This window comes from Nocardia sp. NPDC057227 (assembly GCF_042669725.1).
Classification (GTDB): domain Bacteria; phylum Actinomycetota; class Actinomycetes; order Mycobacteriales; family Mycobacteriaceae; genus Nocardia; species Nocardia asteroides_A.
On the sequence record NZ_JBHUXA010000021.1, the window covers coordinates 23,980 to 36,638 of the forward strand.

The window sequence follows — 12,659 nt, forward strand, 5'->3', positions numbered from 1 at the left end:
CGTGGTCTCTGACCGAGGCGCGGCACCTGGCGTCGGGGAAGTACGTCAGGGTCCACGTCCGGGCAGAGGCCGCGGCGCACTCGCCTGCTCCGGGGGCTAGAAGATCGTGCCCAGCGACTCGTTGCTCCCTTGCGCGTAGTCCTCCTCGTGATCGGCGAGGTAGGACTCCCACGCCTGCTTGTCCCAGATCTCCAGGAATTCGATCGACCCGTTCACCACGCAGTCCCTGCTGAGGTTCGCGTAGCGCCGATGATCGACCGAGAGGGTGATGCGACCCTGGGCATCCGGACGCTGCTCGTCGGTGCCCGCCGCCAGTGCGCGCACGAAGGCGCGTGCCTGCGGATCGGTGCGGGACGCCGCCGCGGCGCGCTGCGCGAGTTCCGCGAACGCCTCCCGCGGATAGACGGCAAGGCTGTGGTCCTGACCCTTCGTGACCATCAACCCTCCCGCCAGATCGTCTCGAAATTTCGCGGGCAACGTGAGTCGCCCCTTGTCGTCCAGCCGCGGGGTGTAGGTACCGAAGAACACTTCGACACCTCCCTACCGAAGCAACCGGACGGCCTCCTGTAGTGCGCGCTCCACATTACCCCACTTTCCCCCACTTTCAATCGAAACCGGAGGTGATCTGGCTCCCCGGAAAACGGTTCGCGCAGGTCACTCCAGCTATCACCGGAGTGGGGGGTGCAATACGTGTTCCACCCGGCCCGGCGATTCCTTTCGGCTATGGCCGGGAAACGCTCAGCAAACGCCCTGGTGCGAGGGTTGCGAAGATCGCCGGGCGAGCCGGTGGGGACGGGTGGGGCGGCCCGTGGGGCGGAGTGGGAGACGGCGCGCGGGGCAGGTCGGCGGCGCTCCGGATCAGGCGGCAAATGTCGGCGCGCCGCGGACACGCCGATGACGGCGGCGCCGGACCCCGGGGGGTGCGGCGCCGCCGTCATCGTTCGATGTGCGCGGAGGGGCGGAGCGTCAGTCCTGTTCGAAGCGCTTGCGGAAGCGGTCCTCCATGCGCTCGGAGAAGCCGCCGCCGGAGCGGCGCTGCTGCCGATTGCCGCGGGGCTGGGAGCCTCCACCGGCGGCACCGCCGCCCGCTTCCGTTCCCTCGGCGCGCGCTGCCGCCCGGGAGCCCCCGACCAGCAGCAGGACACCCGCGGCGAACATGACGATGAAACCGACCAGGCTGATGACGGGGAAACCGCCCGGCCGGACCGGAATGGCGATGCCGGCGATCAGCAGGACGAGCCCGAGCACGAAGAGCGCTCCGGCCTGCAGTCTCCGGCGGCTCGTCGTCGTCCGGAGGCGCCCGCCGCGGACGGACGACGCGAATTTCGGATCCTCAGCATAGAGCGCGCTCTCGATCTGTTCGAGCATGCGCTGCTCGTGCTCGGAGAGTGGCACGGTACCTCCCCCGGCACTAGGGCGTGGCGGTCACCTACCCAGGCGGTGCGTAGGCGACAGATAGCCGACCTTGGCGGCTGTCCGCTTCCCATGATACGAGTTCGATCAGGGGCGTACCACCTACTCGGCCATAACCACAGGGTGTCGGCCACAACTACCGCGGCGGGTCAGGCCGACATTCCCCCGGTCCAGCCCGGAGCGGGGCGCAGCCGGGCCGCGCTGGCCAGCAGATCTTCGACATCGTGCAGGAAGGCGCCGACCCGGGAATGGAACTCGACCGCCTCCTGCCTGCCGATCTCGCGGTCCAGCCCGGCCTCCAGCGCGGCCCGCAGCTCGGAGTGCGCGCTGAAGTAATCGGCCCACATGACGAACTCGGGGGCGGCGCGCTGCAGCAGCACCCAGGCATTGCGGGAGCGGGCCCGCGGCGCGGTGTCGGCCCCGGTGTAGGCGAGCACCGCGCCCGCGCCGCGCAGCGCGGCCAGATAGGCGGTGCGGAAGCACTCCCTCGGGTCCGGCTCGCCCGCCGCGGCCATGAGCAGGCCGTCGGCCTTCCGCAGCAGGCTGCCCGCCCGGCCGCGCCGCGCGGACGAATCACCGGTTGGCGGCCCCATCCCGCCCCGGCCGCTGGCCGAAGCACCCATGCCGGAGGCGGTTCGATTGCCGTCGGACATCAGCGGTCCCTCCACAGTCGCGCACCTGGACTATCGTGCTGACAGGGGCTGAGCAGCAGCCCGGACGGACAGCAGATCGAACAGGCATTCGAACGATTCCATTGACACCGACTATAGAGCGAGCCACCGACATGTCGACCGGATCCGCGAACCCGCGGGCAGGCGCACGTCCGCCGGCCGCCCCCGACCGACGGAAGACATGAGCGCCGCCACCACCGATCACCTGCCAGCGCCAACCATCGTCGACCTCTCGGTCCCGGCCCTGCGCGCCCGGCTGCCCGACGCACTCGGCGTCTACGTCGCGGCCATGGCCTACCCGCGCGGCACCGAGAACCACCGCGCCCCCATGTGGACCGAGCACACCACCCGGCCGGGCTGGCGCGCCGTCGCCGCGGTGCAGCCGGACGAGTACGGCCGGGTCGATCTCGGCTCCGCGCCGATCCTCGCCGTCGCCTACGGCTACCGGGGCGCGCCGCACCAGTGGTGGCACCAGCAGGTGCACGCCGGGATGCGGCGCTGCGGCTGGACCGAGCCCGCCACCAGGGACCTGCTCACCGACTACTTCGAGCTCACCGAGCTGCACGTGCACCCGGCCGCGCAGGGGCGCGGGCTGGGCGCGACGCTGCTCGCCCGGCTGCTGCAGGACCGGCCGGAGCGCTCGGTGCTGCTCTCCACCCCCGAGGTCGCGGCCGAGGACAACCGCGCCTGGCGGCTCTACCGGCGCACCGGCTTCTCCGATGTGATCAGGCACTTCGTCTTCGCCGGCGACAACCGGCCGTTCGCGGTGCTCGGCCGCTCGCTGCCGCTGTGAGCGCCACCTGCGACGTCGCCGTCGTCGGCTCCGGCCACAATGCCCTCGTCGCCGCCTGCTACCTGGCCCGCGCCGGGGAGCGGGTGGTGGTGCTGGAGCGCGACGAGGTGATCGGCGGTGCCGTCTCCACGGTGCAGCGGTTCCCCGGGTACGCGGTGGACCGCGGCTCGTCGGCGCACCTGATGGTGCGGCACACCGGGATCGTCGAGGAGCTCGAGCTGGACCGGTTCGGGCTGCGCTACGTCGACTGCGACCCGTGGGCCTTCGTGCCCGGCGAGCCGCCGCTGATCTTCGCCCGCGACCTGGAGCGCACCTGCGCGAGCATCGAGGCGGCCTGCGGCGCGCGCGACGCCGACGCCTACCGCCGCTTCGTCGGGGTGTGGGGGCCGCGCAGCGCCAGGGTCATGCGGGCCTTCGGCGTGCCGCCGACCGGCGGCAAGCTGGCCCGCGCCTTCTGGGGGCTCAGCGCGCCGGACGGCGGCGCCGCGCTGTCGAGGGAGTTCCTGCAATCCGGTGACGCGCTGCTGGACGCGACCTTCGAGAGCGAGCGGCTGCGCGCCGCGCTGGCCTGGTTCGGGGCGCAGTCAGGGCCGCCCATGTCGGAGCCGGGCACCGCGCCGATGATCGGCTTCGCCGCGCTCATGCACACGCTGCCGCCGGGGCGCGCGGTCGGCGGCAGCGGGGCGCTCACCGTCGCGCTCGCCGCCCGGCTGCGCGCCGACGGCGGCGAGGTGCGCACCGGTGACGCGGTCGCCGCGCTGCGCAGGGACGGCGACGGCTGGGAGCTGCGCACCGAGTCCGGGCAGGTGCTGCGGGCGGGCACGGTGGTCGCCGGGGCGCACGTGCTGGAGACGCTGGAGCTGCTCGGCGCGGGCGGGTTCGACGCCGCGCCGCTGGCCGACTGGCGGCGGCGCATCCGGGTCGGGCCAGGCATCGGCATGGTGGTCCGGCTCGGGACCACCGCGCTGCCCCGCTACCCCGGCGCGGAGCAGGCCGACTCGGCGACCGGGCTGCAGCTGCTCGTCCGCGACCGGCGCGCGCTCTGGGGCGCGCACGGTGCCGCGCTGGCCGGGCAGCTGCCGCCGCGGCCGGTGGTGCTCGCCATGAGCTTCAGCGCGCTCGACCCGACCATCGCGCCCCCGGAGCGGCACCAGCTCTCGCTCTGGGCGCAGTGGCACCCGTACCGGCTCGCCGACGGCGACTGGGATTCGGCGGGCGAGCGCGAGGCGGATCGGATCATCGCCGAGCTCGACGGGTTCGCCCCCGGGTTCGCCGAGACCATCGAGCACCGCTACACCCAGACCCCGCTCGACCTGGAGCGCGAGCTGGGGTTGCGCGGCGGGAACGTCATGCACGTGGAGATGTCGCTGGACCAGATGATGATGTGGCGGCCGCTGCCCGAGCTGGCGAAGGGCACCGTGCCCGGCGCGCCGGGGCTGTATCTCACCGGCGCCTCCACGCACCCGGGCGGCGGGGTCTCCGGTGCCGCCGGGCGGCGGACCGCGCAGGCGGTGCTCGGCCGGGGCGGGCCGCTGCGCCGGTTGGCGCGGGGCAAGCGGCGGTGAGGTCGGCGCACACGGGACGTTCGACGCGGAGTCACGCCGGGGTGCGGGGCGCGGCGTGAACCTGCGTTCGGCGCAGGGCGCCCCGGTCGCGGCGGTGCTCGCGCTCCTGCTGGTGCTGGCCCAGATCGCCTACCCGCTCACCGACGGCACCGCGCGCGACCGGGTCACCACGCTGGTCGTCGTGCTGCTCGCCTGCACCGCGCTGGCGCACGCGGTGGCCGCGCTCGGCGTGGCCTACGCGCTGCGCACGCTGGCGATCCTCTCCGGGATCGGGCTGCTCTCCGAGCTGATCGGCACCGCCACCGGCTACCCGTTCGGCTGCTACGGCTACGCCGTCGGCAAGCTGACGCCCGCGCTGGCCGACGTGCCGCTCGCCGTCCCGCTGGCCTGGACCGGCGGCATCTACCCGGTCTGGGTGGTGGCCGGGCTGCTCTGCCGGACCCCGCTCGCCCGCATCCCGCTCACCGCCGCGGGCGCCGTCGGCTGGGACCTCTTCCTCGACCCGCAGATGGTCGGCGACGGCCAGTGGAGCTGGTGCGTCACCGACGCCGGGCTGCCGGGGCTGCCCGCCATCCCGCTCACCAACTACCTCGGCTGGTTCCTGGTGGCGCTGCTCATGGGCGCGCTCATGACCGCGTCCGAGCGCCGCGCCCGACGCGACCGGGACGCCGCGGGCGCCGGGCCGGCGGTGCCGGTGGCGGTCTTCCTCTGGACCTGGCTCGGCTCGGCCCTCGCGCACCTGGCGTTTCTCGGGCTGCCGTGGTCCGCGGGGTACGGGTTGATCGGCATGGGTGTGCTCGGCGTTCCGCTGCTGGTCCACGGGGTGCGGGCATTCGCGCGCGATCGGGCCGCCCGTCGCTTCGCGTCCTGAGCGGCGCGCCTGGCACGATGTGAGCCGTGCAACCGAGTCCCCGCTCCGTCGTGCCCGTCGCTCCGGCCCGCCCGGAGCCTCCGCACGGGTTCCGCGCCGTCCTCCGCTCCCGGGTCGCCCGGACCCGGGTGATCGGCGCCCTGCTGCTGGCCACCCTGCTGGTCCCGGCGCTGGCAGGCTGCCTGCGCGCGCAGGTCTCGATGGGCGTCTCCTCCAACGACCGGGTCTCCGGCCGGATCGTGGCCGCGGTCGTCCCGGTCGAGCCGGGCGACAAGGGCCCGCAGCTCACCACGCCGGAAACGCTCGCGGGCAAGCTCCGGGTCGAGGCGTACACCCAGGACGGGTACGTCGGCAGCCAGGTGTTCTTCGACGATCTCTCGTTCGGCGAGGTGCAGCAGCTCTCCGGGCTCTCCGAGCAGACCCAGGGCATGTTCCAGCTGCAGTTCACCCGGACCGGCGACCTGGTCAGCCTGCTCGGCCGGGTCGACCTCAAGACGCTGCCGCCGCACGGCTCCGACGTGCAGTTCACCGTCGCCTTTCCGGCCAGGGTCGCCAAGACCAACGGCAATCGCGAGGGCGACGACGTGGTCTCCTGGAAGCTCCCCGCCGGTGACGTCTCCACGCTGCGCGCCGAGGTGAGCTACGCCGACCCGAACACCCGCTCGTTCGCCGGCTGGGCCGGGATCATGGGCGGCATCACGCTGGCCGTCGCCGCCATGGTGGCCGCGGTGGCGTACCTGGATCGCAATCCGCCGGTTCCCGGGGCGCCGAAGGGGTTCACCCCCGGCCGCTGGTGGAGTTCGGTGCGCGGGAACCGCTGAGCGGAATGAGCTTTCGCGCTGCCGCGCGGGCGTGGCGCGGCGCACCGGGTATCGCACGGCCGGGCGGCGCCGTGCGCCGCGCTCTTCCGCGTGTCCGCGCGGTCACCGTGGTGCGGGCGGGCTCGGCGCTGGCCGGGCTGAGCGCGGTGCTCGCCGGGTACAACCTGCTGACCGTGCGCAGGCTCCCGCCGCCGGGCGCGGCCGTGCTGGAGCCGGTGACGGTGTGCGTCCCGGCCCGCGACGAGGTCACCCTGCTCCCCCGGCTCGTCACCGACCTGCGCGCGCAGACCGGCGTGCCCCGCCTGCGGGTGCTGATCCTGGACGACGCCTCCACCGACGGCACCGAGGAGGCGGCCCGCCGCGCGGCGCAGGGCGATCCGCGGATCACCGTGCTGCGCTCCGACCGCGAACCCCCGCCCGGCTGGACCGGCAAGGCCGCCGCCTGCGCCCGCCTCGCCGAACTCGCCGACTCCCCCGTGCTCGTCTTCCTGGACGCCGACGTGCGGCTCGCCCCCGGCGCCGTCGCCGCCGCGGTGACCGCGCTGCGCGCCGACGGCCTCGGCCTGCTCTCCCCGTGGCCGCACCAGCTGGCCGGCTCCTGCTACGAGGCGCTGCTGCAGCCGCTGCTGGTCTGGTCGTGGGCGTCGACGCTGCCGGTCCGGCTCTCCGAGCGCGGCCTGCGCACCTCGACCGCGCTCGGCTGCGGCCAGTTCCTGGTCATGGACACCGCCGCCTACCGGGCCGCGGGCGGCCACGAGGTGGTCGCCGCCAGCGCCACCGAGGACATCGACCTGGCCCGCGCCGTCCGCCGGGCCGGTCACCGCACCGCCGTCGCCGCCGCGGGCCCGCACGCCCGCACCCGCATGTACCGCGATGCCGCCGCCCTGGACGCGGGCTACACCCGCTGGCTCTGGTCCGCCTACGGCGGCTCCCGCACCGCCGCCGTCGCCGTCGCCGCCGTCACCACCCTCACCTACACCCTCCCCCCGCTCGCCGCCCTCCTCGGCCGCGGCCGCACCCGCCGCGCGGGCATCGCCGGCTACGCCGCCGCCGTCACCGCCCGCCTCCTCGCCCGTGCCATCGACACCGGCCGCCGCCCCACCGCACCCGACACCCTCTCCGCCCTCGCGCACCCCGTGGCCGTCACCGCCTACACGCGACTCTCGATCCGCTCGCACCGCGCCAAGGCCCGCAACACCCTGCGCTGGAAGGACCGCACCCTCACGGAACGTTCGTGATCCCGACCGTGGGGAGGAAGAAGCAGGAGGTGTCGCCGTTGCGGACCGAGCCGAAGACGGCGGCGAGGACGGTGCCGCGGCCGGTGTCGACGGGGACCGCGCGGACGCCGCCCACCGGGATCGCACTGGTCAGGAAGTCACGGACGGCGGCTTCGGCGATGGCGCGCAGTTCGGGTGGGAGGCCGGCGGGGAGCAGTCCGGCCGCGACGTCGCCGAGCGAGCCCATGGCGGCGCTGCCGCCGCGGCCGGTCGAGGTGTTGAACCAGAGCACCTGCATGCCGGAGCCGTCGGCGATGCCCGCGGGCAGGAAGGTGAACATGACCTGGCCCGCGCGCACCGCGGCCTGATCGAGCCCGGGGACGGGGAGCAGCGCGCCGGGCCACGGGCCGGGCACCGCGCCCGCCACCGCGGGCACCAGGCCGAGCGGCGCGCCGTCGGCGCAGAACGGCGCCGCGGTGGGGTACAGGAACGGCTGGACGCCGAGCGCACCGAGCGTCTCGACGATCGAGCGGTAGGCGGCGAGCGGGTCGCCCGGGACGGGCGCGGCACCGGCCGGCCCCTGGGTCCCGGCCAGCGCGAGGGTGAGCGCGGCGACAGCGGCACCGCGGGCGAGCAAACGGGTCGGCAGGCGCATGGCGGGACTCCTCATCGTCGGTGAGGCCCCGGACGGTACCCGGCTATCGAAAAGAACTGCGACAACCGCGCCGAGCAAACGATTAGCAATCGGGAGGCGGGCGCACGTCTCCCCTCGGCCCCCACATTCTCCGCAGCCCCGAAGCAAAGTCAAAGGACTCCGTTCACGCTGATTTCTACCCTTGGCCGCCCCCGCCACCGGCTCGCATGATGACTCGGCTCGAGCTACCGCCGGGACCGATGGAGGAACGACACATGAGGACCCCGCGATGAGTGCGTCCGTCGCCGCGGCGCCACCGGGGCAGCAGGCCGACCCGAAGCTGCCCGCCGTCGCCAGGCAGTACCACCCGTGGCGCTGGGTGGTCGCGATCGCCGCGCTGGTGGTGGTGGCGCAGTTCGCGCACGGCCTGGTCACCAACCCGGGCTGGGACTGGCCGACCTTCGCGCAGTACTTCGCCGCCGACTCGGTGCTCGCCGCGCTGAAACTCACCATCGAGCTCACGCTCTGGGGCACCGTGCTCGGCTTCCTGCTCGGCACCCTGGTCGCCATCGGGCGGCTCTCGAACAACCCGGTGCTGCAGGTGATCGCGTGGACCTACGTCTGGGCCTTCCGCTCGATCCCGCTGATCGTGCAGCTGCTCTTCTGGTTCAACATCGCCTACCTCTACAAGCGCCTCTCGGTGGGCATCCCGTTCGGCCCCGCCTTCCTCGACTTCGAGGTCAACGGCGTGATCAGCGGCTTCACCGCCGCGGTGATCGGGCTGGCGCTGCACCAGGCCGCCTACGGCGCCGAGATCATCAGGGCGGGCTACCTCGCGGTGGACCCCGGGCAGCTGGAAGCCTCGGCGGCGCTCGGCATCCCGCGCTGGCGGCAGTTCTGGACGGTGCTCGCGCCGCAGGCCATGCGCTCGATCCTGCCGAACGCGACCAACGAGGTGATCAGCCTGTTCAAGGGCACCTCGATCGTCTCGGTGATGGCGATCGCCGAGCTCTTCTACCAGGTCCAGGTGATCTTCGGCCGGAACGGCCGGGTGGTACCGCTGCTCATGGTTGCCACCGTCTGGTACGTGGTGCTCACCACGGTGCTCTCGGTGGTCCAGTACTACCTGGAGCGGCACTACGCCAAGGGGGCCACCCGCGAGCTGCCGCCGACCCCGCTGCAGCGGGTGCGCGCGGTGCTGCGCGAGGCCACCACCAACGTCCCGCACGGGGCCACCCGATGACCGCCGCGGTCGAACTGCGCGGCGTACGCAAGAGTTTCGGCGCCACCCCGGTGCTGCGCGGGATCGATCTCACCGTGCGCCCCGGCGAGGTCGTCGCGGTGATCGGGCCGTCCGGCTCGGGCAAGTCGACGCTGCTGCGGGTGCTCAACCACCTGGAGCCGCTGGACGCGGGCACCGTGCACGTGGCGGGCGAGCTCATCGGCTACAAGCTGCGCGGCGGCAAGCTGCACGCGCTGCCGGACCGCGAGGTGCGAAAGCAGCGCTCCCGGATCGGCTTCGTCTTCCAGCAGTTCAACCTCTTCGGCCACCTCACCGTGCTGGACAACGTCACGCTCGCGCCGCGCACCGCGCAGCACCGGCCGCGCGCCGAGGTGGAGGCCGAGGCGCGGAAGCTGCTGGAGCGGGTCGGGATCGGCGGCTTCGCCGACGCCTACCCGCGCCGGCTCTCCGGCGGCCAGCAGCAGCGGGTGGCGATCGCCCGCGCGCTGGCGCTGCGGCCGCCGGTGATCCTCTTCGACGAGCCGACCTCCGCGCTCGACCCCGAGCTGGTCGGCGAGGTGCTCGCGGTGATCCGCGACCTCGCGCACGGCGGCACCGCGCTGGTCATCGTGACGCACGAGATCGCCTTCGCCCGCGAGATCGCCGACACCGTTGTCTTCCTGGACGACGGCGTCGTGGTCGAGCAGGGCCCGCCCGCGCAGGTCCTCGACGCCCCCGAACACCCCCGCACCCGGGCTTTCCTCGCCCGCTTCCGGGCCGCCGACCGGCAGCCCCAGCCCGACGAGCGCCCGGAGCCGGGCGCCCCGATCCGAACAGGTACCCGATGAAGCTCACCGCCCTCGCCGGCGTCGTCGCCGCCGTGACCCTGCTGGTCACCGGCTGCGGCAGCCCGGAGCAGGACGACCAGGTAACGACCGCCGACGGCGTCGTCTTCGATCTCTCGCCCGCCCAGGAGGGCCGGGTCCGGGTGCCGAAGGTGGACGAGATCGCGGCGCTGGTGCCGCAGGCGATCCGCGACCGCGGCACGCTGGTGGTCACCGGCTCGTCGGGCACCGCTCCGCCGCTGCGCTTCTACGCCACCGACGACAAGACCGTTGTCGGCTCCGAGGTCGACTTCGCGCAGCTGGTCGCGGACACGCTCGGGCTGAAGCTGGAGATCCAGGTCGCGGACTGGTCGAACAACTTCGTCCGGGTCGACTCGGGTGAGGTGGACGTCTTCATCAGCAACGTCACCGTCACCGAGGAGCGCAAGGAGAAGTACGACTTCGCCACCTACCGGCAGGACAACGTCGCGCTGGAGGTGCCGGCCGACGGCGGCCTGGAGTACAAGGACCGGACCAGCCTGGCGGGCAAGCGGATCGGCGTCGGCACCGGCACCAACCAGGAGCAGCTGCTGGTGAAGTGGAACGAGCAGAACCGGGCGGAGGGGCTGGCCCCCATCGATATCGCCTACTTCCAGCAGACCAGCGACTACTACCTGGCGCTCGCCTCCGGCAGGCTGGACGGCTACATCGGCCCGAACCCGACCGCGATCTACCACTCCGCCACCACGAAGGAGTCGAAGATCGTCGCCACCTTCTCCGGCGCGGGCGAGCAGCTGCAGGGCGAGATCGCGGTGCTGACCCGCAAGGACAACGGCCTGATCGGCGCGGTGCACAAGGCGCTGCAGCACGTGATCGCGGACGGCAGCTACCGCAAGGTGATCGACCGCTGGTCGCTGCAGACCGAGGCACTGCCCGACTCGCGGATCAACCCGCCCGGCCTGCCGAAGAAGAAATGAACCGTCGAGACAACCGGAGCAGCACTGTGATTCGTTACCGCCGTCCCCTCGCCGCGCTCGCCGCCACCGCCGCGGCCACCGCCGTGCTGGCCGGCTGCGGCGGCGACACCGGCGGTTCCGGCGGCGACGCCGGGCCGCCGCAGCCGGGCGGGACCCTGCGCTACGGCCTGTCCCAGGCCCCCACCTGCGCGGACCCGGCCCAGGCGGGCAGCAACCAGACGATCTACGTGACCAGGCAGGTCGTCGACTCGCTGACCGACCAGGACCCGAAGACCGGCGAGCTGAAGCCGTGGCTGGCACAGCGCTGGGAGATCTCCCCCGACGCCACCACCTTCACCTTCACGCTGGCCGACAACGCGACCTTCAGCGACGGCAGCCCGGTCACCGCGGACTCGGTCAAGCGCACCCTCGACGCCGTCGGCAAGCTCGGCGGGGCGAAGGCGCCGCTGGCCGCCAGCTACCTGACCGGCTACACCGGGACCACCGTCGTCGACCCGCGGACCGCGCGGATCGCCTTCGACCGGCCCAATGCCCAGTTCCTGCAGGCCTCGTCGACCTCGCAGCTCGGCATCCTCTCGGACGCCACCAACGCGGCATCGGCCGAGGAGCGCTGCCAGGGCGAGAAGATCATCGGCAGCGGGCCGTTCAGCTACGCCTCCTACACCCAGAACGTCTCCGCGACGCTGGTCAAGCGGGCCGGATACGCCTGGGGCTCGGCGGTGTTCGGGCACGAGGGCGAGGCCTACCTGGACCGGATCGAGTTCACCGTGGTCCCGGAGTCCGGGGTACGCACCGGCAGCCTCTCCTCCGACCAGCTGGACGCGGTGAGCGACGCGCTGCCGCAGGACGCCCCGCAGATCGAGGCCACCGGCGGCAGCGTGCTCACCACCGCCAACCCGGGCATCGTGTTCGGGCTGCAGCCCAACGTGACCCGCGGCCCGCTGCGCGACCCCGCGGTGCGCACCGCGCTGCTGACCGCGATCGATCGGCAGGAGCTGATCGACACCGTGCTCGGCCCGCAGTTCGCCCCGGCGACCAGCGTGCTCGGCGCGAAAACCCCCGGCTACCAGGATCTCTCCGCCCGGTTGAAGTTCGACCAGGCGGCGACGAAGGCCGCGCTGGACAAGGCGGGCTGGGTGCCGGGCGCGGACGGGATCCGGGCCAAGGACGGCGAGCGGCTCAGCTTCGGCGTCACCTTCAGCCAGGTCTTCGCGGGCAACCAGGCGATCCTGGAGCTGGTGCAGCAGCAGCTGCGCCAGGTCGGCGTGGACCTGCGGCTGGAGCTGGTCTCGGCGGGCGAGTACACGGCGCGGCAGAACTCCGGCGACTTCGACTCGATCTACTACAACTCGACCAGGGCCGACGGCGACATCCTGCGCGCCACCTTCGGGCTGGAGGGCCGCAACCTGAACCGCAGGGCCGCCGTGCCCGCGCTGGACCAGACCCTCGACGCCCAGCTGCGCACGGTCGACACCACCGCCCGCGCCGAGCTCATCCGCACCGCACAGGGGCAGGTGTTCGACGCCGGGCTGTGGATTCCCACGGTCGAGCTGTCGCAGGCGATCGGGGCCGGGCCGGACACCAACGACCTGAAGTTCGAGGCGTCGGCGCGGCTGCAGTTCTTCGACACCTGGCTGAGCGGGCGCTGACC

Annotated in this window: 13 protein-coding genes; 9 read left to right on the forward strand and 4 right to left on the reverse strand. The window is 73.3% G+C overall.

The window, feature by feature from the left end; genetic code table 11:
- Window positions 1–96: 96 nt before the first annotated feature.
- From mraZ to ACFUJ1_RS25285, 3 genes are all read right to left on the reverse strand, one after another.
- A complete protein-coding gene (gene mraZ, locus ACFUJ1_RS25275; RefSeq protein WP_233016755.1) occupies window positions 97–528 on the reverse strand; it encodes a division/cell wall cluster transcriptional repressor MraZ in 432 nt (143 codons plus the stop codon).
- 438 nt (window positions 529–966) lie between these two features.
- Window positions 967–1,395 (reverse strand): DUF3040 domain-containing protein, encoded by a 429-nt coding sequence (locus tag ACFUJ1_RS25280; RefSeq protein ID WP_378649424.1) that lies wholly within the window; start codon window positions 1,393–1,395, stop codon window positions 967–969.
- A gap of 167 nt (window positions 1,396–1,562) precedes the next feature.
- Entirely contained in the window at window positions 1,563–2,006 is a 444-nt protein-coding gene (locus tag ACFUJ1_RS25285; protein WP_378649580.1) for an SAV_6107 family HEPN domain-containing protein, read from the reverse strand.
- A gap of 259 nt (window positions 2,007–2,265) precedes the next feature.
- On the opposite strand from ACFUJ1_RS25285, the gene ACFUJ1_RS25290 reads away from it, so the two are divergent.
- The 5 genes from ACFUJ1_RS25290 (at window position 2,266) to ACFUJ1_RS25310 (ending at window position 7,372) form a co-directional block, all read left to right on the forward strand.
- The gene (locus ACFUJ1_RS25290; RefSeq protein WP_378649426.1) at window positions 2,266–2,877 is read left to right on the forward strand and encodes a GNAT family N-acetyltransferase; all 612 of its coding nucleotides are present in this window, start codon (window positions 2,266–2,268) and stop codon (window positions 2,875–2,877) included.
- The gene (locus ACFUJ1_RS25295; protein WP_378649428.1) at window positions 2,874–4,442 is read left to right on the forward strand and encodes a phytoene desaturase family protein; all 1,569 of its coding nucleotides are present in this window, start codon (window positions 2,874–2,876) and stop codon (window positions 4,440–4,442) included. The genes ACFUJ1_RS25290 and ACFUJ1_RS25295 overlap by 4 nt, the downstream gene beginning before the upstream one ends.
- A gap of 55 nt (window positions 4,443–4,497) precedes the next feature.
- Entirely contained in the window at window positions 4,498–5,313 is an 816-nt protein-coding gene (locus tag ACFUJ1_RS25300) for a carotenoid biosynthesis protein (RefSeq protein WP_378649430.1), read from the forward strand.
- A gap of 128 nt (window positions 5,314–5,441) precedes the next feature.
- Window positions 5,442–6,134 carry an LppM family (lipo)protein gene (locus ACFUJ1_RS25305; RefSeq protein WP_378649582.1) on the forward strand — a complete coding sequence of 231 codons (693 nt, stop codon included), beginning with the start codon at window positions 5,442–5,444 and terminating at the stop codon, window positions 6,132–6,134.
- 5 nt (window positions 6,135–6,139) lie between these two features.
- The gene (locus ACFUJ1_RS25310; RefSeq protein ID WP_378649431.1) at window positions 6,140–7,372 is read left to right on the forward strand and encodes a glycosyltransferase; all 1,233 of its coding nucleotides are present in this window, start codon (window positions 6,140–6,142) and stop codon (window positions 7,370–7,372) included.
- Here the strand turns inward: ACFUJ1_RS25310 and ACFUJ1_RS25315 are convergent.
- The gene (locus ACFUJ1_RS25315) at window positions 7,356–8,006 is read right to left on the reverse strand and encodes a hypothetical protein (protein WP_378649433.1); all 651 of its coding nucleotides are present in this window, start codon (window positions 8,004–8,006) and stop codon (window positions 7,356–7,358) included. The genes ACFUJ1_RS25310 and ACFUJ1_RS25315 overlap by 17 nt on opposite strands.
- A gap of 268 nt (window positions 8,007–8,274) precedes the next feature.
- On the opposite strand from ACFUJ1_RS25315, the gene ACFUJ1_RS25320 reads away from it, so the two are divergent.
- Genes ACFUJ1_RS25320 through ACFUJ1_RS25335 form a run of 4 tightly spaced genes read left to right on the forward strand, consistent with a single transcriptional unit; the run spans window position 8,275 to window position 12,657 of the window.
- Window positions 8,275–9,228, forward strand: coding sequence for an amino acid ABC transporter permease (locus tag ACFUJ1_RS25320; RefSeq protein WP_378649435.1), 954 nt, complete (start codon window positions 8,275–8,277; stop codon window positions 9,226–9,228).
- A complete protein-coding gene (locus ACFUJ1_RS25325) occupies window positions 9,225–10,055 on the forward strand; it encodes an amino acid ABC transporter ATP-binding protein (RefSeq protein WP_378649437.1) in 831 nt (276 codons plus the stop codon). Before ACFUJ1_RS25320 ends, ACFUJ1_RS25325 begins: the two co-directional genes overlap by 4 nt.
- Complete coding sequence (locus ACFUJ1_RS25330) at window positions 10,052–11,008, forward strand: ABC transporter substrate-binding protein (RefSeq protein WP_378649439.1); 957 nt, start codon at window positions 10,052–10,054, stop codon at window positions 11,006–11,008. The genes ACFUJ1_RS25325 and ACFUJ1_RS25330 overlap by 4 nt, the downstream gene beginning before the upstream one ends.
- Entirely contained in the window at window positions 11,005–12,657 is a 1,653-nt protein-coding gene (locus ACFUJ1_RS25335; RefSeq protein ID WP_378649441.1) for an ABC transporter substrate-binding protein, read from the forward strand. Before ACFUJ1_RS25330 ends, ACFUJ1_RS25335 begins: the two co-directional genes overlap by 4 nt.
- The last annotated feature ends 2 nt before the right edge of the window (window positions 12,658–12,659 follow it).

What these genes read in the sequence shown, in the direction of transcription:
- ACFUJ1_RS25285 (WP_378649580.1), bottom strand. Translation starts at nt 2,006, where the DNA reads ATGGGGCCGCCAACCGGTGATTCGTCCGCGCGGCGCGGCCGGGCGGGC.
- ACFUJ1_RS25315 (WP_378649433.1), bottom strand. Translation starts at nt 8,006, where the DNA reads ATGCGCCTGCCGACCCGTTTGCTCGCCCGCGGTGCCGCTGTCGCCGCG.
- ACFUJ1_RS25330 (WP_378649439.1), top strand. Translation starts at nt 10,052, where the DNA reads ATGAAGCTCACCGCCCTCGCCGGCGTCGTCGCCGCCGTGACCCTGCTG.
- ACFUJ1_RS25335 (WP_378649441.1), top strand. Translation starts at nt 11,005, where the DNA reads ATGAACCGTCGAGACAACCGGAGCAGCACTGTGATTCGTTACCGCCGT.
- ACFUJ1_RS25310 (WP_378649431.1), top strand. Translation starts at nt 6,140, where the DNA reads ATGAGCTTTCGCGCTGCCGCGCGGGCGTGGCGCGGCGCACCGGGTATC.
- ACFUJ1_RS25320 (WP_378649435.1), top strand. Translation starts at nt 8,275, where the DNA reads ATGAGTGCGTCCGTCGCCGCGGCGCCACCGGGGCAGCAGGCCGACCCG.
- ACFUJ1_RS25290 (WP_378649426.1), top strand. Translation starts at nt 2,266, where the DNA reads ATGAGCGCCGCCACCACCGATCACCTGCCAGCGCCAACCATCGTCGAC.
- ACFUJ1_RS25325 (WP_378649437.1), top strand. Translation starts at nt 9,225, where the DNA reads ATGACCGCCGCGGTCGAACTGCGCGGCGTACGCAAGAGTTTCGGCGCC.